Origin of the sequence: Saccharopolyspora terrae (genome assembly GCF_004348435.1) — a bacterium.
GTDB lineage: Bacteria > Actinomycetota > Actinomycetes > Mycobacteriales > Pseudonocardiaceae > Saccharopolyspora > Saccharopolyspora endophytica.
Window position 1 is genome coordinate 234,175 of sequence record NZ_SMKS01000002.1, and the last position, 19,292, is coordinate 253,466.

15 protein-coding genes and 1 pseudogene are annotated in these 19,292 nt (G+C 68.0%); 10 read left to right on the plus strand and 6 right to left on the minus strand.

Annotated features, from left to right (window positions below; all coding sequences use genetic code 11):
* Nucleotides 1-8 precede the first annotated feature (8 nt).
* From pdhA to E1181_RS02865, 3 genes are read left to right on the plus strand one after another with little or no spacing between them, the layout of a single operon-like run.
* On the plus strand, nt 9-1,085 hold the full coding sequence (gene pdhA, locus E1181_RS02855; protein WP_132672289.1) for a pyruvate dehydrogenase (acetyl-transferring) E1 component subunit alpha: 1,077 nt from the start codon (nt 9-11) through the stop codon (nt 1,083-1,085).
* A complete protein-coding gene (locus tag E1181_RS02860) occupies nt 1,085-2,071 on the plus strand; it encodes an alpha-ketoacid dehydrogenase subunit beta (protein WP_132672290.1) in 987 nt (328 codons plus the stop codon). The genes pdhA and E1181_RS02860 overlap by 1 nt, the downstream gene beginning before the upstream one ends.
* Nucleotides 2,068-3,372 (plus strand): dihydrolipoamide acetyltransferase family protein, encoded by a 1,305-nt coding sequence (locus E1181_RS02865; protein WP_132672291.1) that lies wholly within the window; start codon nt 2,068-2,070, stop codon nt 3,370-3,372. The genes E1181_RS02860 and E1181_RS02865 overlap by 4 nt, the downstream gene beginning before the upstream one ends.
* Nucleotides 3,373-3,968: 596 nt before the next feature.
* Here E1181_RS02865 and E1181_RS02870 read toward each other — a convergent pair.
* Nucleotides 3,969-5,906: an aconitate hydratase gene (locus E1181_RS02870; protein WP_132672292.1), complete on the minus strand. Its 1,938-nt coding sequence runs from the start codon at nt 5,904-5,906 to the stop codon at nt 3,969-3,971.
* A 164-nt stretch (nt 5,907-6,070) separates the two neighbouring features.
* Here E1181_RS02870 and E1181_RS02875 point away from each other — a divergent pair, with 164 nt between their 5' ends.
* Nucleotides 6,071-6,514: a zinc ribbon domain-containing protein gene (locus E1181_RS02875; RefSeq protein WP_328590827.1), complete on the plus strand. Its 444-nt coding sequence runs from the start codon at nt 6,071-6,073 to the stop codon at nt 6,512-6,514.
* A gap of 650 nt (nt 6,515-7,164) precedes the next feature.
* On the opposite strand, the gene E1181_RS02885 is transcribed toward E1181_RS02875, so the two are convergent.
* The 4 genes from E1181_RS02885 to E1181_RS02895 form a co-directional block, all read right to left on the minus strand.
* Entirely contained in the window at nt 7,165-8,400 is a 1,236-nt protein-coding gene (locus tag E1181_RS02885; RefSeq protein WP_235875830.1) for an ATP-binding protein, read from the minus strand.
* A 223-nt stretch (nt 8,401-8,623) separates the two neighbouring features.
* Nucleotides 8,624-9,685 (minus strand): 2,3-butanediol dehydrogenase, encoded by a 1,062-nt coding sequence (locus E1181_RS02890; RefSeq protein WP_235875832.1) that lies wholly within the window; start codon nt 9,683-9,685, stop codon nt 8,624-8,626.
* 19 nt (nt 9,686-9,704) lie between these two features.
* Nucleotides 9,705-9,851, minus strand: a complete 147-nt coding sequence (locus E1181_RS31270; protein WP_165944504.1) for a hypothetical protein — start codon at nt 9,849-9,851, stop codon at nt 9,705-9,707.
* A gap of 209 nt (nt 9,852-10,060) precedes the next feature.
* On the minus strand, nt 10,061-11,269 hold the full coding sequence (locus E1181_RS02895) for a helix-turn-helix domain-containing protein (protein WP_132672295.1): 1,209 nt from the start codon (nt 11,267-11,269) through the stop codon (nt 10,061-10,063).
* 226 nt (nt 11,270-11,495) lie between these two features.
* On the opposite strand from E1181_RS02895, the gene E1181_RS02900 reads away from it, so the two are divergent.
* The 6 genes and pseudogenes from E1181_RS02900 to E1181_RS02925 all read left to right on the plus strand — a co-directional run bounded on the left by E1181_RS02900 (nt 11,496) and on the right by E1181_RS02925 (nt 18,173).
* Complete coding sequence (locus E1181_RS02900; RefSeq protein WP_328590826.1) at nt 11,496-12,611, plus strand: thiamine pyrophosphate-dependent dehydrogenase E1 component subunit alpha; 1,116 nt, start codon at nt 11,496-11,498, stop codon at nt 12,609-12,611.
* Between the two features lie 14 nt (nt 12,612-12,625).
* Entirely contained in the window at nt 12,626-13,657 is a 1,032-nt protein-coding gene (locus E1181_RS02905) for an alpha-ketoacid dehydrogenase subunit beta (RefSeq protein ID WP_132672296.1), read from the plus strand.
* Between the two features lie 2 nt (nt 13,658-13,659).
* Nucleotides 13,660-15,183: a 2-oxo acid dehydrogenase subunit E2 gene (locus tag E1181_RS02910; protein WP_132672297.1), complete on the plus strand. Its 1,524-nt coding sequence runs from the start codon at nt 13,660-13,662 to the stop codon at nt 15,181-15,183.
* A 10-nt stretch (nt 15,184-15,193) separates the two neighbouring features.
* A complete protein-coding gene (gene lpdA, locus E1181_RS02915) occupies nt 15,194-16,564 on the plus strand; it encodes a dihydrolipoyl dehydrogenase (protein ID WP_132672298.1) in 1,371 nt (456 codons plus the stop codon).
* A gap of 92 nt (nt 16,565-16,656) precedes the next feature.
* A pseudogene (locus E1181_RS02920) lies at nt 16,657-17,139 on the plus strand (lipoyl synthase); the annotation flags it as partial.
* 251 nt (nt 17,140-17,390) lie between these two features.
* The gene (locus E1181_RS02925) at nt 17,391-18,173 is read left to right on the plus strand and encodes a class I SAM-dependent methyltransferase (RefSeq protein WP_165944505.1); all 783 of its coding nucleotides are present in this window, start codon (nt 17,391-17,393) and stop codon (nt 18,171-18,173) included.
* Between the two features lie 169 nt (nt 18,174-18,342).
* On the opposite strand, the gene E1181_RS02930 is transcribed toward E1181_RS02925, so the two are convergent.
* The gene (locus tag E1181_RS02930) at nt 18,343-18,603 is read right to left on the minus strand and encodes a hypothetical protein (RefSeq protein ID WP_132672300.1); all 261 of its coding nucleotides are present in this window, start codon (nt 18,601-18,603) and stop codon (nt 18,343-18,345) included.
* Between the last annotated feature and the right edge of the window lie 689 nt (nt 18,604-19,292).

Genomic DNA, 19,292 nt, shown 5'->3' on the forward strand with positions numbered 1-19,292 from the left:
AGGTGTAGATGAGTACCGACCAGTTCGAGCCGGCCATCGCGGTGTCCCGGCTGCTGGACGATTCGGGCCGGCTGGTGCCCGGTGCTGAGCGGCCCGACGTCGAAGCCCTGGTCGAGGGCTACCGCAAGCTGGTGTTCGCCCGGCGGCTGAACGAGCAGGCCGGTGCGCTGGTCCGGCAAGGTCGGCTGGCGGTGTACCCCTCCTCCCGGGGGCAGGAGGCGTGCCAGGTCGCGTGCGCTTCGGTGCTGCGCGAGGACGACTGGCTGTTCCCGACCTACCGCGACACCGCGGCGATCGCCGCGCGCGGCGTGGACCCGGTCGAGGTGCTGACCATGCTGCGCGGCGACTGGCACTGCGGCTACGACCCGGTCGCCCACCGGGTCGCGCCGCAGGCGACACCGCTGGCGACGCAACTGCTCCACGCGGTCGGGGTCGGCCACGCGGCCCGGCTGCGCGGCGAGGACGCGGTCGTCATGGCGCTGTGCGGGGACGGCGCCACCAGCGAGGGCGACTTCCACGAGGCGTGCAACTTCGCCGCAGTGTTTTCCGCGCCCGTGGTGTTCTTCGTGCAGAACAACAAGTACGCGATCTCGGTGCCGCTGGCCCGGCAGTCGGTCGCGCCGTCGCTGGCCGCCAAGGCGGTCGGCTACGGGATGCCGGGTATGCGGGTCGACGGCAACGACCTGGCCGCACTGGAATCGGTCCTCGGCGAGGCCGTCGCCCGCGCTCGCGCGGGTGCGGGGCCGACATTGGTCGAGGCCGACACCTACCGCGTCGAGTCGCACACCAACGCTGACGACGCGACCCGATACCGCACCGACGACGAGGTCGCCGCGTGGGTGCAACGCGATCCACTGGTCCGCCTCCAGGCTTTCCTGACCGCCGAGGGTGCTCTCGACGAGGCCCGCGAGCGGGAAATCGCGGCAGGCGCCGAGGAGATGGCGGCGGCGGTCCGTTCCGGACTGGCCGCGGAGTCGCCGGTGGACCCGGAAGAGCTGTTCGCGCACGTGTTTTCCACTCCGACGCCCCAGCTGGCCGAGCAGCGCGCGGCGGTGCGGGCCGAACTCGAGCTCGAGGAGCAGTGATGGCCGACAAGATGACCATGGCGCAGGCGATCAACACCGCGCTGCGGGACGCCATGACCGCGGACGACTCGGTGGTCGTGTTCGGTGAGGACGTCGGCCCGCTGGGCGGGGTGTTCCGGGTGACCGACGGGCTGACCCGCGACTTCGGCGAGGCGCGCTGCTTCGACACCCCGCTGGCCGAGTCCGGGATCGTCGGGATGGCCGTCGGGATGGCCATGAACGGGATGCGGCCGGTGGTGGAGATGCAGTTCGACGCCTTCGCCTACCCGGCGTTCGAACAGATCACCAGCCACGTCGCCAAACTGGCCAACCGCACGCGCGGCCGGATGCGGGTGCCGATGGTCATCCGCATCCCCTACGCGGGCGGGATCGGCGGGGTCGAGCACCACTGCGATTCGTCCGAGGCCTACTACGCGCACACCCCAGGGCTGACGGTCGTCGCACCGGCCACCAACGCCGACGCCTACGGGCTGCTGCGCGCGGCGATCGAGAGCCCGGACCCCGTGGTGTTCCTGGAGCCGAAGAAGCACTACTTCGCCAAGGAGGAGGTCGACGTCGAAGCCGGGGTGCCGCCGATCGGTCGCGCGATCGTGCGCCGACAGGGTCGGGACGCCACGCTCATCGCCTACGGTCCCTCGGTTCCCGTGGCGCTGGCGGCGGCGGAGCACGCCGCGGCGGAAGGCCGCGACCTCGGCGTGGTGGACCTGCGCTCGATCGTCCCGTTCGACGACGACACGGTGTGCGCCGAAGTCTGCCAGACCGGACGAGCCGTGGTCGTCGCCGAGGCCCCGGGTTTCGCGTCCGTGGCCTCGGAGATCGCGGCGCGCGTCTCGGAGCGCTGCTTCCACCACCTGGAGGCGCCCGTGCGGCGAACGACCGGCTACGACGTGCCCTACCCGGCCCCCAAGTTGGAGCGCTACTTCCTGCCCAGCGCGGACCGGATCCTCGACACCGTCGACTCGCTGCAATGGGAGGACATCGCATGAGCGAACAGGTCTTCACCCTTCCCGACCTCGGGGAGGGGCTCACCGAAGCCGAACTCGTCCGCTGGCTGGTCAAGGTCGGCGACACCATCGCCGTCGACGAACCGGTAGCCGAAGTCGAAACGGCCAAGGCGACGGTCGAGGTACCCGCGCCCTTCGGCGGCGTGGTCGCTCGGCTGCACGGCGATGCGGGCGATGTCCTCCAGGTCGGCGAACCGCTGATCTCCGTGGACGAACAAGGCCCAAGCGGTCCCGCAGCCACCTACGTCGAAGAGGAGCGGGCCGGATCGGGCAACGTGCTGATCGGCTACGGAACCTCCGACGCCGCGCCTTCCCAGCGACGCCGCAGGAAACGCGCCTCGGCTCCGGTCGCCGTCCCGCTCCACGCCGGGTCCACACGGAACGGGGACCGGCCGGCGGTGCAGTCACCGATCGTCCGCCAGCTGGCGCGCCGCGCCGGGGTCGATCTCAATTCCCTGACCGGCACTGGGCCGGACGGCCTGATCCTGCGTCGCGATGTGGAGGCGGCCACCGAATGCCCTTCGACCGGCGAATCCTCGCCGCAGGAAGGCGAAACCTCCACCGCGGAAGCCTTCGACCGGCGCACCGGGTTGCCGGTCGGTACGCGTGTTCCGCTGACGGGTCTGCGAAAAGCGGTATCCGAGAAGCTGTCCCGCAGCCGTTCGGAGATTCCCGAGGCCACCACGTGGGTGGACGTCGATGCCACAGCGCTGCTCGAACTGCGCGCCCAGCTCAAGCAACGCGGCGAGGCGCCGGGCGTCCTCGCGATGGTCGCCCGCTTCGTCATCGCGGGACTGACGAGGTTCCCCGAGCTGAACTCGCGGGTGGACACCGAGCGCGGGGAGATCGCCCATCTTGACGGCGTCAACCTAGGCATCGCCGCGCAGACCGATCGCGGCCTCGTCGTTCCGGCGGTCCGAAACGCCCACCACCTGGGCATGCGCGGTCTCGACGGCGAGATTCGGCGCCTCACCGCGGCCGCCCGCGGCGGAGCGGCAACGGCGTCCGAACTGACCTCGGGCTCGTTCACCCTGAACAACTACGGCGTGCTGGGAGTCGACGGCAGTGCGGCGATCATCAACCACCCGGAGGTAGCCATCCTCGGCATGGGACGGATCATCGCCCGCCCCTGGGTCGTCGATGGCGGGCTCGTCGCACGGCAGATCGTGCAGCTCTCGCTGGCCTTCGACCACAGGGTCTGCGACGGCGGCACAGCCGGCGGTTTCCTCCGCTTCGTCGCCGACGCGATCGAGGACCCCACCGCAGCGATGGCCGACCTGTGAGCCGGTTATTGAGGCTTTCGCCGGGTAAGGCTTGTGGCAGTGGGTACAGAGCTCGCGGCAACTACGAGGCACCCGGATTCCACCCGCAAGCCTGCCTGCGCGCGGCCGTCATTCCCGCCGCCGGTCACAACATCACCCTGCACCGCAATTCCCAACAGGATTCGGCGACGATCGTCTACTTCGCCGACCAAGCCCTGAGGCCCACTGGAGCCAACGCCGAGCGCTACCGCAGCACATGCAGGACCCGGCCCAGCACGGTCACCGACGTCCTTCCCGACACCAGCAGGCTCGTACCCGACCTCCTGCCCGGTAGCAGATGACGCATTCGCCGCAGGAACGAGATTTCGGCACCGTCACCCGACTTTCATCGGGTGAGGGGCTGTCCGGGAAATCTGCCCCAAGAGTTCGTGCATCCCGCTCTCCTCGAATGTTCCGGAAAGCTGACCACCAGCGACTTGTCGAAGCCTGCCCGTGACCGTACCGGTGAGGTTTTTCCGGCCCGGACCAGTTCGGAGCGAATAGGCCACCCGCTGCGGATGCGGATGCCCGAGATCTGGAACGTGCGGCTGACCGGGAAATCGGGGTTCGGGAGCCCATCAGGGCTGAGATGCCAGCAGCGGGATCACGCCGCCCGCGACGACTGCCTCGACCTGCTTCGGCGAGAGCCGGTGCCGCACCCGGTAGGTGTGATCGCGCGTGGTGTTGTGCACGTCGAGTTCGGTGCCCGTCGCCAGCGCCTCGCGCAGGTCCTCGAGGACGAGGGTGTCGTCGAGTCTGATGTCGGCGTAGTCCTCGGGGTCGGTGAATTCCAGCGGCACGATGCCGAAGTTGGCGAGATTCTGCCAGTGGATGCGCGCGAAGGACTTCGCGATCACCGCCCGCAGCCCGAGGTAGCGGGGTGTGATCGCGGCGTGCTCCCGCGAAGACCCCTGCCCGTAGTTGTGCCCGCCGACCACGATGTGGCCGTCGGGGTGATCGCGGGCGCGGCGCGGGTAGTCGGGACTGACTCGGGTGAAGGTGAACTCGGCCAAGGCAGGGATGTTCGAGCGCAGCGGCAGGGCTTCGGCGCCGGCCGGCGAGATCTCATCGGTGGAGATGTCGTCGCCGGTCTTGAGCAGGACGGGTGCAGACAACTCGTCGGGCAGCTGCTGGAAGTCGGGTAGGGCGGTGATGTTGGGGCCCTTGATCAGCTCAACCGCCCGCGCTTGTTCCTCCGGCAGGGGCGGTACGAGCATTGCGGTGTTCATCGAGGCCTTCTCCGGCAATGCGAGTTCCGGGTAGTCCTGGCCGAGCTCGCGCGGGTCGGTGATCACACCGGTCAGCGCTGCCGCGGCTGCGGTCTCCGGCGAGCACAGCCACACCGAATCCTCGCGCGTTCCGGAGCGACCCGGGAAGTTGCGTGGGAAGGTGCGCAGCGAGTTCTGCCCCACCGCAGGGGCCTGCCCCATGCCGATGCAGCCCATGCAGCCGGCCTGGTGGATGCGGGCCCCGGCTGCGATCAGATCGAACGTGGCGCCCATGCGGGTGAGGTCTTCGAGGATCTCCCGTGAGGTGGGGTTGATGTCGAAGCTGACCGCGTGGTCGGTCTGGCGGCCGCGGACTATCGCCGCGGCGATGGCGAAATCCCGCAGGCCGGGGTTGGCGGAGGAGCCGATGACGACCTGGCTGATATCGGTCCCGGCGACTTCGTGGACCGGCACGACGTTGTCCGGCGCCGAGGGACGCGCGATCAGCGGCTCCAGCGCGGACAGGTCGAGGTGATCCTCTACGTCGTAGGTCGCGTCGGCGTCGGCGGCCAGCGGTTCGAAGTCGTCCTCGCGGCCCTCGGCGCGCAGGAAATCGCGGACGGCGGAGTCGGAGGGGAACACGCTGGTGGTCGCCCCCAACTCGGCGCCCATGTTCGCGATGACGTGGCGGTCCATCGCCGAGAGACCGGAAAGGCCCGGACCGTGGTATTCGATGATGCGGCCGATTCCACCAGAAACGCCGTGGCGGCGCAGCATCTCCAGGATCACGTCCTTGGCCGACACCCACGGCGGCAGCTCTCCGGTCAGCCGCACGCCCCAGATCTCGGGCATCCGCACCCGCAGCGGGTGACCGGCGATGGCCAGCGCCACTTCCAGCCCGCCGACGCCGATGGCGAGCATCCCGAGCGATCCGGCAGCGCAGGTGTGCGAGTCCGAGCCGACCATGGTCTTGCCGGGCACCCCGAAGCGCTGCATGTGGGTGGGGTGAGAGACGCCGTTGCCGGGTTTGGAGAACCACGCACCGAAGCGTTGGCTGGCCGAGCGCAGGAAGTTGTGGTCCTCGGCGTTCTTCTCGTCGGCCTGGAGCAGGTTGTGGTCCACGTACTGCACGCTGGTCTCGGTGCGGGCACGGGTCAGGCCGAGCGCTTCGAGTTCCTGCATGACCAGCGTGCCAGTGGCGTCCTGAGTCAAGGTCTGGTCGATCGCGATCGCTACTTCGGAGCCAGGCGTGAGGTCGCCGTCGACCAGGTGCGAGGCGATGAGCTTGTGCGCGAGGGTGCGAGCCATCGTCGCTCCTTCCAACGCTGCGGTACCTACTAGTTTGCTACCCGGCGGGCGGAAGCCCGAAACGATCAGTCGTCCGTTCGCGTGCAGCCGGTGGGCGGCGGGGGATCGCGAAGCTGGAGCGGACGCGTACCTCGGGATCTCGGCCCTACGTGCTGCGCGGGAGGGTGCGGTGCGGGTTCTGCGGGAGGCTGATGCACGGTGCCGTGATCCGCAAGACCGAGGTCTACTACCGGTGCCTGGCCCGGACGATCGCGCCCGGGTCACGGGTCTTGGCAGATCACCCGCGCACGGTGAATCTTCGGGAGCTCGACGTGCTGGATTCGTTGAACAAATGGATAGGCCAGCCGTTCGCCCCGGAGAACGTCGACAGAACGGTCCAGGCGTTGGTCGGGTCGCAAGCTGATTCTTCTCGGGCCAAGAATTCGTGCGAAGGGGCGAAGCAGCGATTGGCCGATGCGCAGACTCAGGTGAGACGGCTTCAGGACGCCATCAAGGCCGGCGCCGATCCTGCGGCGCTGGTCGAGGCGATCAACGACGCGCAAGCGACCCGCGCCGCTGCCCAGGCCGAACTGGACAACAGTCCGGACCCAGCAGCCATCGGCGGCTGAGGTCTACGCGATGGTGGATTCGCTCGGAGACGGGGGCTCAGCGCTCAAGGAGGCCAAGCCGGAGAGCCTGGGGCGGCTCTACGAGAGCTTGAGCATCGACCTCAAATACAAACCACACGCGAGGACCGTAGAAGCTACGATCGCCCCGCGTGTGGTTAGCGTGCGTGTCCGAAGACGGACTTGCGCACTGTTCACCCGCCTCTTGCTTCCCGAAGCAGGTTGAAGAATGTGGCCTCATGCTGTCCCGTGTGTCCAATCTCGAGTTTGCTTGGGACACCGTGTTGGGGGGACATGCAGGGTTGCCTCGTGAGCTGCGGGAATGTGGAGCGAACACAGGGTGGGACAGGTGTTGATGGGTTTCCTGGGCCGCCCCAAACCGGCCCTGGCTCGTACTCGGCGGGTGGTGGACGTAGGACACGGCCAGGTGTCCCGTGGTGGTACCAGCCGTGCTGTGCTCTCCACATTTAGGCGTAGTCGCTGATGCTCACAGATCGCTGTTCGTTCGCGTTGTGCTCTGACGGAACCAGTCGTGCGGCGGTCGGTGGCGACCGCCTTGGCGCTCGGCTCGCGTCGCGACACCTCATCGACTTCGGAAATCGCCGGGTCGACCTGGTCAGCGGGCACGGCTACGTCTTGGGTCGGCATCGCTGTCACAGGCGGGTGTGGTTGTCGATGTCCTGCTCGAAGTCGGCGATGGCCTCGGCGGTCAGCGTGGGTCGTGTGTCGGTGACCGCCCGCAGGTAGTCCTCGGTGGTGGCCATGGTGTTGTCGTCGTGCAGCACGTCGCGTTCGAACGCGGACTGGGCACCTTGGCGGGCGGCGAACTCGATATCAGCCGGTGTGAACAGGTCCGTGCGCTTGACCAGCACGTCCAGGTCGACGTTGTCGCGCGCCGGCCCGAGGTAGCGCGACCAGATCGCCCGCCTGGCGGGCTCGTCCGGCGGGCCGATCGGGATGATGTAGTCGAACCGGCCTGGCCGCAGGAACGCCGAGTCCAACGATCGCACCGAGTTGGTGGCGCACACCAACAGCCGGTGGTCGTGCTCGCGGAAGCCTGGGATCAACTTGAGTAGTTCGTTGGTCACGCCGTGCGCAGGACCGGCGGCGGGTGTGGAACGCGTGCCCGCGATCTCCTCCACCTCGTCGACGAACAGCACCAGGTCGTCGAGTTCCTCGAGCTCGGCGAACACCGCGCGCAGTGATGCCGCCAATCCGTCCGGGGACGCCCCGGCCAGCCGCGAGGGGAACAACTCGACGAACGGCCAGTTCAGGCGGGAGGCGATTGCCTTGGCGAAGCTGGTCTTGCCGGTGCCCGGCGGGCCGAACAGCACGATCGCCTTCGGCGGCAGCACGCCGTGCCGCTCGGCCTGCGCGGGGTGTGAGATCGGCAGCACCACGCGCCGCTCGATGATGTCTTTCTCCTGCGTCATTCCGGCCAGCGCGTCCCACCGGCCCGGCGGCAGCAACTGCCCGCCCAGCTCCTCGAGCACCCCGAACTCGGTCGGGTCGAGGTGCTCGACCTTCTCGAAGTAGGTCAGGTCGGTGCGGGGCCGGTAACCGGAGTTGACCATCGCCTTGAACCCGGCCGCGCCCTCCGGGACCAGGCTGGAGATGCGGTGCACGCCCTGACCGCGCAGCTTCTTCTCCAGTTCGTCCAGCAACGCGCTTCCGATGCCGCGGTTGCGCCAATGGGTGTCGAGGGCGAACAACGCCAGCCACGCACGTTCCCCTTCCACCTTCGCTGCCGCCATGCCGACCACGTCCTGCTCCACGACCGCCACCATCGCCGGGTGACCGGCCCGCGCCATAGACACCACCTCCGCTGCGGAGAACACCGGCTCACCGCCTTCGCGGCTCTGGTCCCAGATGTGGATCGCCTGGTCCAAATCGTCGTCGTGAAAATCACGTACGCGCCACAGCGGCAAGGCGCACCTCCTGATCCAATTTCTCCATCCCCACCCGGGGAACAGCACTCGTGAGCTGCGAAGTACCGAGAAAGCTAATGGCCGACGGCCACAGCGCGCAATGAACAGCGTGAACTGGCGTGAGGCCGAGCCGCCACATCCAGAACGGCAAGCGCGGCCGGTGGCCTGAGCGCCGTTCGCCGTGTCACCGCGTCGGGTCGACGAGCACTTTCATCTTCTCGCCACGGTGCAGCGCCTCGAAGCCCTCCTCCACGACGTTGCCGAGCGCGATCGTCTCGACCCAGCCCGTGGTGTCGTAATTGCCCTCATCCATTAAGGCGATGACCGCTTCGAAATCCGCGCCGGTGTAACAGAGCGAGCCCTGGACACGGGATTCGTGCATGACCAGCTCTAGCAGTGGGGTTTCGAGCGGTGTCTCGTAGATTGCGACGGCCACCAGGGGGCGGCGGGAGCCGATCGACCCGAGCGCGGTGCGCACCGCTGGCGCAACCCCCGCCGCGTCGAAAGCCGCGTCGGCCATCGCCCCTTGGGTCTCATCGGCGACCAGCGCGGGTACGTCCACGGCCGCGGGGTCGACGGCGCGGCCACCGAGCCGCTCGATCGCCGTGCGCCGCGTCGCTGAAGGTTCGACCACCAGCGTGTCTTCAACTCCTTGCCCGCGCAGCGCTTGGAAGACTCCGATACCGATCGGTCCAGCACCGAACACCAGTGCGGTGTCCCCGGGGTTCAGATCGGCGAGCGTCGTCGCGTGGTAGGCGACCGACATCGGCTCCACCAGCGCGCCCAGCTCCAGCGACACCGATTCTGGCAGCCGGTGCAGCATGTAGTCCGGTACCGTCGTGTACCGAGCCATGCCCCCGTCGGACATCAGCCCGTGGAAGCCGATCTTCTGGCAGATGTTGTAGTGACCCGCCCTGCACGGAGCACACTCGCCGCACCGGTAGACCGGCTCGACGGCCACCCGATCTCCCACTGCCCAGCCCGAGACACCGGCGCCCACTTCGCGGATCGTGCCGGAGAACTCGTGGCCCATCACCAACGGCATCGCCTTGTCGGTCAGTGGGTGCGGGTCCCCGTCGGGGATGAAGATCGGTCCTGCGAAGAACTCGTGCAGGTCCGTCCCACAGATCCCGTTGAACCCGACCTCTACAAAGACCTCCCCGTACCGCGGAGCAGGGACAGGCACGTCGTCGACACTCATACTGCGTCGTCCCCGGTAGATCGCGGCCTGCATGGTATCCGTCATATCGGACTCTCCTCTGAGATCAGTGGAAGATCGAGCCGCCGTTGATGACGGCCGTCCTGTCCCCGTCATGGAGTCGGAGCGCGATTCCGTCGACGACCATTGCGTAGGTCTCGATCGTCGTCGGCCCGGCCTCGGTCAGCTCGTCGAAGCGCTGGTGGCTCTCCACCCACGTGCCCGTGCCGACGACGCCCTGGCAGTACCGGTATAGGTGATCAGCGACATGTCTCGAAAGGGTTGCGTCCCGTTGCAACTGCTGCCGGTTCGCAGGTCGACAGGGAAACGGGTAGTCGTTGGACCGACCGGGCGTGCGATGCGCGAGATCTTGTCGAGCGGCCGCGTCGGTTCTGGATTGATGCGGCCTGACAGCGTGAGATCTCATGTCGAGACGGTGATGTCCAGGTCGGGCAGGAAGCGGTATGGCCGGTGGTCGAGCAGGTCGGCGAAGCGCTTGCGCAGGCGGGACATCTCTGCGCGGACGGTGATGGTCCTGGTGCGGTCGGCGAACAGGTGCTCGGCGAGGTCGGCAGCGCTGTTGCCCGCCCGGTTCGCGGCCAGGTGGACCAGGATGTCGGCGTGCCTGCCGCTGAGCTGGTAGGTCCAGCTGCCCGTTTCGCGGTGCACGGTCAGCGTGGGCCGGGCGGAGCCGACGTCGAGCACCAGCCGGGTCCCGGTCACCGACTGTTCCCCCCGCGGGCGCAGCAGGATCCCTTCCGGCAGCGGTTCGAACGAGCAGGCCCCGAACGCGGGCAGCCACACCTGCTCGGCGTCATGGCGTTCCGGCAGCACGACGCGGTCGATCGGTGGCAGGCCGGTGGATGCAGCGACCCAGCCGTGGCGGTCGGTCACCAGGGCTTGCCCGTTGAGCTTGGCCAGGATCGGCGCCGCGATCGCGCGCAGCCGGTCGAGGCGGGTGCGGTGGGCGTCGCGCAGCCGGGCTTCGGCGAGTCCGGCGACGGCGTGCACCAGCGCCAGGGTGCTGGGGTGCACGGTGTCGGCGGGGCCGCTGATGTCGACTGCGCCCAGCAGCCGTCCTCCGGCGGCGTCGTGGATCGGCGCTGCGGCGCAGGTCCAGGCGTGGTGGGTGCGGACGAAGTGCTCGGCCGAGTGGACCTGCACCGGCCGGTCCTCGACCAGTGCGGTGCCGATGGCGTTGGTGCCGACCGCGTTCTCGGCCCAGCTCGCCCCTTCGACGAACCCGAGCCGGTCGGCGCGCCGGAACACCGTGGGATGCCCGTCGCGCCACAGCACGCGGCCGTCGACGTCGACGATGACCACGATGTGACCCGCGCTCTGGGCCGCGGGCACCAGTCCGGTGCGCAGCGCGAGCAGCGCGTCCTCGGTGAGACCGCAGGTGGCGCGACGCTGCTCGACCTCGCCGGAGGACGCCGGCCTACAGTCGCCGCCGCGGTCGGGGTCGACGCCTTGGCTGCGCACTCGTCCCCACGATTGGCGGATCAGCGGCCGCGGCTGCACGGGCGGGTGCTGCCCGGCCAGCACCGCCTCGTGCACGCGGGCCAGGGCGCGGGTGTACTGGTGCGGGTCCACTCCGGTGGGCACAGCGGTTTCGAGGTGGTCGGTCTTCATCGGCAGGTCCTGTCGGTTGGTCTCGCGCGTCCGCTCGCGGACCCACCGAACCCGGCAGTCGGAGGACCGCGATGTCCTCACGCCGATCGAAGCGTTACGGGATACAGCCTCCCCGTTCGTGGCCGGGTTTTCCATGTTGACCATGTGCGCCCTCGCAGGTAACCGCGATGTGGCGCCGAGGTGACATCGTCACAGCAGACTTCTCGCACCATTTCCAGGGCAAGGGTTGCAACGGGTTGCATTTCGTTTCCTTCCTGAATCGATTACCCGTTTCAGGAACGAGGAATTCCGGCGCCGATGCAACCTGGTGCAACGCTGGTTGCCGCTCACGGCTCTCCCATACCTTTGGCGTCCCAAGGCGGCGAAGAGGAGCGACATGGCGCTGAACAAGCAGGCACTGCTGGGTGCGTATCGGAAAATGGCCGAGATCCGAGCATTCGAGGATCGTCTTCACGAGGAGAACGCGACTGGCGACATTCCCGGGTTCATCCACCTCTATTCGGGGCAGGAAGCGATTGCGGTCGGGGTGTGCGAGAACCTGCGCGACACCGACCACATCGGTTCCACTCACCGGGGGCACGGGCACTGCATCGCCAAGGGCTGTGACATTCACGGGATGATGGCCGAGATCTTCGGCAAGGAGGACGGGCTCTGCCGCGGCAAGGGCGGCTCGATGCACATCGCCGACCTGTCGGTGGGCATGCTGGGTGCCAACGCGATCGTTGGTGGCGCACCGTCCCTGGCCATCGGTGCTGCTCTGAGCTCGAAGACGCTGGGCACCGGCGGTGTGGCGGCGTCGTTCACCGGTGACGGCGGATCGAATCAGGGCACCGTCTTCGAGGCGATGAACATGGCGGTCGTGCTGCAACTGCCGATCGTGTTCGCCATCGAGAACAACGGGTTCGGCGAGGCCACCGGCACCGACTACGCGGTCGGCGCCCCGGACATCGCCGCGCGCGCCGCCTCCTTCGGGATGCCCGGCGTGTCGGTCGACGGAACCGACTTCTTCGAGGTCCACGAGGCGGCCCGGCAGGCGGTCGAACGCGCCCGCGACGGTGGCGGCCCGACCGCGATCGAGGCACGGGCGCACCGCTGGTTCGGCCATTTCGAGGGCGACGCCCAGCTCTACCGCACGCCCGAGCAGGTCGCGGAGTTGCGCCGCACCAAGGACCCGCTGTTGAACTTCCGCGCGAAGGTCGATTCCAGGAAGGCCAGTGCGAAGGAACTCGACTCGATCGAAGAGGAAGCCCGGCTCCGGGTGGACGACGCCGTGGCCAAGGCCCGCGCGGCCGCATACCCGGAGGTCGAGAACCTGCTGACCGACGTCTACGTGTCGTACTGAGGGAAACGGAAATCATGACTTCGTCGAAGAAGACCTATCGCGAAGCGGTCAAGGACGCGCTGACCCAGGAAATGCAGCGCGACGCCACCGTGGTGCAGATCGGTGAGGATCTGCGTGGCGGCCACGCCGGAACCAATCCGGACCTGGAAACGAAGAAGATCGAGGCCTTCGGTGGCGTTCTCGGCGTCACCAAGGGCCTGTGGGGCGAGTTCGGTTCGACGCGGGTAATCGACACCCCGATCACCGAGTCGGCGATCATCGGGATGGCGGCCGGCGCGGCGCTGACCGGTCTGCGGCCGGTCGCGGAACTGATGTTCATGGACTTCTTCGGGGTCTGCTACGACGCGCTGTACAACCAGGCGGCCAAATTCCGGTACATGTTCGGCGGCAAGGCGCGCACCCCGCTGGTGGTGCGCGGAATGATCGGCGCTGGGTTCAACGCCGCCGCCCAGCACTCGCAGTCGCCCTACAACGTCTTCGCCGCAGTGCCCGGTCTCAAGGTCGTCGCGCCCTCGAACCCGCGCGATGCGAAGGGATTGCTGATCCAGGCGATCCGCGATGACGACCCGGTCGTGTTCTGCGAGCACAAGACGCTCTACGACACCAAGGGCGAGGTTCCCGACGATCCGTTTACGATCCCGTTCGGCGTCGCCAACTACACCCGCCAGGGCACCGACGTCACGGTGATCGCGTTGTCGGCGATGGTCAACGCCGCCAACGCTGCGGCCGACAAGCTCGCCGCCGAAGGCATTTCCGTGGAGGTCGTCGACCCGCGCACGGTGTCGCCGCTGGACGAGGAGGGTGTGCTGGAGTCGGTGGCCGCCACCGGCCGGGTTGTGATCGTCGACGAGTCGGCCGCGCGGTGCGGGTTCGGCCACGACGTCGCCGCACTGATCGCCACGAAGGCGCTCGGTTCGCTGCGCGCCCCCGTCGAACTGGTGACGCCGCCGCACACGCCGGTGCCGTTCTCGCCGAAGCTCGAGAATGCCTGGCTGCCCGACGCCGCGCGGATCGAGGATGCGGTGCGCAAGGTGGTGACGGCCTGATCATGAGCGAGATCAACGCGATCGAGGTCCCCAAGTGGGGCCTGTCGATGGAGGAGGGCACCGTCACCGGGTGGCGCGTGTCGGAGGGAACCAGCTTCCGCAAGGGCGACCTGCTCTGCGAGGTCGAGACCAGCAAGATCACCAACGAGCTCGAGGCACCGTTCGACGGGCTGCTGCGGCGGATCGTCGCCCAGCCTGGCGAGACGCTGCCGGTGGGCGGGGTTCTGGCGGTGTCGGCGGCTGAAACCGTGTCCGACGCCGAGATCGAGGATTTCCTGTCGTCCCGCGGGGCGCCCCCCGCGCTGGCCGAAGCCCCTGATCCGGCCGAAGTCGCCGCTCCGGCAGGGGCTCGCCCTTCGGCTGCGGCTCCTCCCCCGGCGGCGCCTCCTGCTCCGAAGCCGGGGGCGTCGTCGGGCTCGACGGTCGTGCCGGAGTCTTTGCAGGGGCAGACCAGTGGTGAGGTCTTCACGACTCCGCACGCGCTCAAGCTGGCGGCGCAGCTCACGATCGATCTGGACAAGGTCACCGGAACCGGCCGTGCCGGTCGGGTGTCGGTGGAGGACGTGCACAACGCCATACGCGCGGCGGGCGGCTCGGTCGCCGCGCCCGCTCCCCCGGCCCGTTCTGGTTTGCCCGGCCGCTCGTCCCAGGACGACAGCGAGGTCAACGCGACCCCGGTCGCCCGCCGCCTGGCCGGAAACCTCGGGATCAACCTGCACGACTGCCGCGCGACCGGTTCGCGCGGGCGGGTCTGCGAGGCGGACGTCCGCGAGGCAGAGCGGAAGTTCGGCTTAGTCACGGCAAGCCCCGAAGCCTCGAGCGACGCCGAGATCCCGGTGGAGTTCGAAACCGTGGCGTTCGACTCGATGCGCAAGGCGATCGGGCAGCGGCTGCAGGCGTCGAAGCGCGATGCCCCGCACTTCCGGCTCACCGCTGATCTCGAGATCGACGAGCTGCTCGCGTTGCGCAAGCAGATCAACGCCACGGTGCCGTCGGTGAAGCTGTCGGTGAACGACTTCATCGTCAAGGCGTGCGGGGCGGCGTTGCTCAAGGTGCCCGAGGTCAACGTGCAGTTCGACGAGCAGACCCAGTCGGTGCGCCGCTACACCCACGCCGATGTCTCCGTGGCTGTCGCCCTGCCCTCCGGATTGATCACGCCGATCGTGCGGGAGACCGACACCCGTTCGCTGGCCTCGGTTTCCGAGGAAATGCACTCGTTGGTGACCAGAGCCAAGAGCGGCACGCTCACACCCGAGGAGTTTCAGGGCGGCACGTTCACGGTGTCCAACCTCGGCATGTTCGGCGTGCGCGAGTTCGACGCGATCATCAATCCGCCGCAGGCGGCGATCCTCGCGGTCGGGTCGGGCGACCAGCGACCGGTCGTCGTGAACGGCGAGGTCGTCCCGCGCACGGTCCTGACGGTCACGCTGTCCTGCGACCACCGGGTGATCGACGGTGCGCTGGGCGCCAGTTTCCTGGCCGAGCTGAAGCGGTTCGTCGAGTCACCGGCCTTGATGCTGGTCTAGGGAGTTTTCCATGAGCGAGAAGTACGACGTGCTCGTCATCGGTGCGGGCCCTGGTGGTTACGTGGCGGCGATCCGCGCCGCGCAGCTGGGTCTGCGCACCGCGGTCGTCGAGCGCGACCGGCTCGGCGGGATCTGCCTGAACTGGGGTTGCATCCCGACCAAGGCGCTGCTGCACGGCGCTGACGTCGCGCACACCCTGGCGAACCTCAAGCCGCTGGGTTTCAGCGCGACCGGGGTGGAGTTCGACATGGCGGGACTGGTGGAGTTCAGCCGCTCGGTGTCGGAGCGGCTCTCCGGCGGTGTCGGCTATCTGATGCGCAAGAACGGCGTCGACGTCATCACGGGTTCCGCTCGGTTGACGGGCAAGGGTGTCGTCGATGTCGACGGTGTGGAGTACCGCGCCGATCACGTCATCCTGGCCACCGGTGCGCGCCCGCGTCCCGTGCCGGGTGTGGTTGCCGACGGGGGCCGGGTGTGGACCTACTTCGAAGCGCTGGTACCCGCGGAACTGCCGACGTCCTTGCTGGTGGTCGGGTCTGGAGCCATCGGTGTCGAGTTCGCGAGTCTCTACGCCGACCTGGGCAGCGAGGTCACCCTCGTCGAGCTGGCGCCGCAGCTCATGCCCGCCGAGGACGCCGAGGTCGCCGACCACGTGCGCAAGCGGTTCGAGAAGCGCGGAATCCGCGTGCGCACCTCGACTTCGGTCTCCGAGATCGACGTCGGCCCGGATTCGGTGACCGCGACTCTGGACGGCGACACGATCACCGTCGACCGGGTGCTGGTGGCGGCCGGTGTGCGGGGCAACGTCGACGGGCTCGGTCTGGAGGAACTCGGGGTCGAGCTGGACGGCGGTTTCGTGCGTACCGATCAGTGGTGCCGCACCAACGTTTTCGGCCTGTACGCGATCGGGGACGTCGCGGGTGCCCCGTGCCTGGCCCACAAGGCCAGCCACGAAGGCGTGCTGTGCGTGGAAAAGCTCGCCGGCGTCGAGCACGTCGCCCCGCTCGACCGCGACTACGTGCCCGGCTGCACCTATGCCCGCCCGCAGGTCGCCAGCCTCGGACTCACCGAAGGACAGGCCGCGGCCACCGGCCGGGAACTACGCGTCGGGCGCTTCGACCTGACCGCGTCGGGCAAGGCGCTGGCCCTCGGCGAGGCTGAGGGCCTCGTCAAGACGGTCTTCGACGCCACGAGCGGCGAACTGCTGGGCGCGCACATGGTCGGACCGGAGGTGACCGAGCAGATCCAGGGATTCGGCATCGCCCGCTCCCTGGAGGCCACAGCGGACGACCTCGCCGAGGTCGTCTTCGCCCACCCGACCCTGTCGGAGGCCATGCACGAGTCGGTGCTCGCCGCGCTCGGCCGCCCGCTCAACACCTGACGACCTCCGGGTCCGCGGGGCCGAACAGGTTCCGCGGGCCCGGATCTCCAACGAGGAAGAAGAACATGACGGTCGCCCCCGAGTGACGCAAGCTGCTGCGCATCGAGGCCCGCAACGCGCGGACGCCGATCGAGCCGAAGCCCGACTGGATCCGCACTCGCGCCCGGACCGGCCCGCACTACACCGAGCTCAAGGATCTCGTCCGACGCGAGGGACTGCACACCGTCTGCGAAGAAGCGGGCTGCCCGAACATCTTCGAATGTTGGGAGGACCGCGAGGCCACCTTCCTCATCGGAGGAGACCAGTGCACCCGCCGCCGCGACTTCTGCCAGATCGACACCGGCAAACCCATCGAACTGGACCGCGACGAACCGCACCGGGTCGCCGAGAGCGTGCGGACCATGAGCCTGCGCTACGCCACCATCACCGGAGTCGCCCGCGACGACCTCGACGACGGCGGCGCCTGGCTCTACGCCGAAACGGTCCGTCAGATACACGCACTCAACCCCGGCACCGGCGTCGAGAACCTGATCCCCGACTTCGGCGGCGATCCCGGACTGCTGCGGGAGGTCTTCGAATTCTCCTTCACTGAGCAGCAGCGCCGCGGCAGATTAGCACTGCGATCTACACAGCGGAGGTCTGAAAATCTGGATGGGCTCGCGATTGGGAATGCCGATCGCACGGACATTCACTCCTATCACGCACTGTGGGATGGTCACCGCATCGACAACCCCGAACTGATTCGCCGCAGGCCCGTCCGCTGGTAACCTCGTTCACCCCGAAGCCGGATCGACACACCGCGCACCGCCAGGGGATGGTCGTTGCTGTGCCTGATGAACGCTATGGCGACCATGTGTTTGACCCCGACCGGGATGACGAGTTCGAGCGCGTTCGCAGCCTGGCAGCCGCTTACGACCCTGCCAGCCGGAACTACCTGGCGGCGTTGGAGATCGGCCCCGGGTGGCGGTGCCTGGATGTGGGCGCAGGTCCCGGCACGCTGTCGGCCTGGATGGCAGAACAGGGGTGTGAAGTCGTTGCCCTCGACCGGGATACTCGGTTCGTCAGCGGTATCCATCCGAACGTCGTGCCAGTGGAAGTGAACCTGTCAGAGCCTGGTCTTGACCTCGGCCGATTCGATCTGGTGCACAGCCGGTTCACGCTCATGCACCTACCCGAGCGAGATCAGCTTCTTGCTCGATTGGCAACGTGGGTACGTCCGGGCGGCTGGCTCGTACTCAGCGACCTCGCGGAACTGGGCACCGCGTCGTCACCCAATGAGCCGTATCGGCGGGTGTCCTTCGCGATGTGGCGAGGGCTCGCGGCCACGATCGGCACCGACATCAATTACGGGCGGCAGCATCCCGGCACGTTGGCCACTAGCGGGTTTGCCGATACCGGCGCCGCCGCTGACTTCGCCACGGTCGCCCGCGATACCCCGATGGCGAACTTCCTGCGTCTGACCATTAACCAATGCCGCCCGCTGATCATCGGCACCGGTGACGCCGACGACACCGCCATCGAACAGACCTTGCGGTATCTCAGTGACCCAACGACCTGGGATCTGTCGCTATTGATGATCACTGGATGGAGCCGCAAAGCGCCGGTTTAGGTTGATTGAAGATCGTCGGCTGCCTCGAAATCGATCAGGCTCCGACCAGCGGCGCTTGACTCGGACGAGCCCGATGAAAGCAAGCACGAACGCCAGACACGAGAGACATAGAAGCTTTTCAACGCCACCGCCAAGTCACTGCGCCAGCGCACGCACCTGCCAGGCCATCTCAGCCGGGCACCTCGACGACCATCAGACGGTGCCACCGCACAGCCGCTGCTACATGGCCGTGCTGCTGGAAGCGGTGGCCCATGCCGCGGCTCGGCGGTTGTCGACCTGGGCCACGGAGGCCGCTCACGTCGCCCGCTGCATTTTCGATGAGGATTCGCCGTACCTCCTCAGTCAGCGTGTGGATCGCCTTAAGGTCGGTCCTGAGTGGAACAGGTCGTTGCACCGGCTTGTCCGCGAACTCGCCGATCAGCTCGAACATGCCGTGGATCAAGCGAATGAGCGCAGGAATCAGCCGGAATGGTGCGGTGAGCGCACGAGTCGCTTCAAGGTGGGCCCGGCGCGCCTTCGATAGCACGCCAGATTTGTCCACAGGGGTGGAACTTCGCTGTTCTCGGGGCTACATGACCCGCGAAGCCCTGAGCGCGCAAGAAACTTCGCCGCAGGCGCCGTACCTCGTGTGGAGGAGAAACCGCCCCTGCATCTGACCGGTTTGTCGATCGGATGCGGGGCGGTCTTCTATTGGGCTCCCGGCTCGATGGGGGGCGGCCAAGCCGGGGGCACCAAGCCACGGAGGGGGTGTGGCGTAGGAGACCCTAATCGAACGGGGCGCCGGACGTCCGCCACTTAGCGGAATCGATCACAGTTTCTTTCCAGTTGAACCCTTGGTGTCCGTGCACACACTGTGTGCCCTCGCACATGCTCGCTGTTCTGCCGTAACGGGGCATGTTTGGCTGGCGGGACGTCGGGTTCCGCCGAGTCGGGGCGGGTGACAGTCGGAGGGGGCCCGGCTCGACTGCCACAGAACCACGTGTGTGTTCCGCGGGCCCGGTTGGCCGGTGCCGGCCAGGCCCGGTCCCGTGCCGACGCGTACAGCACGCGGGCGTTCTGCAGCACCATCACGATCACCGCGTTGAGGATCGCCGTCGCGACGCTCAGTGCGACGAAGGT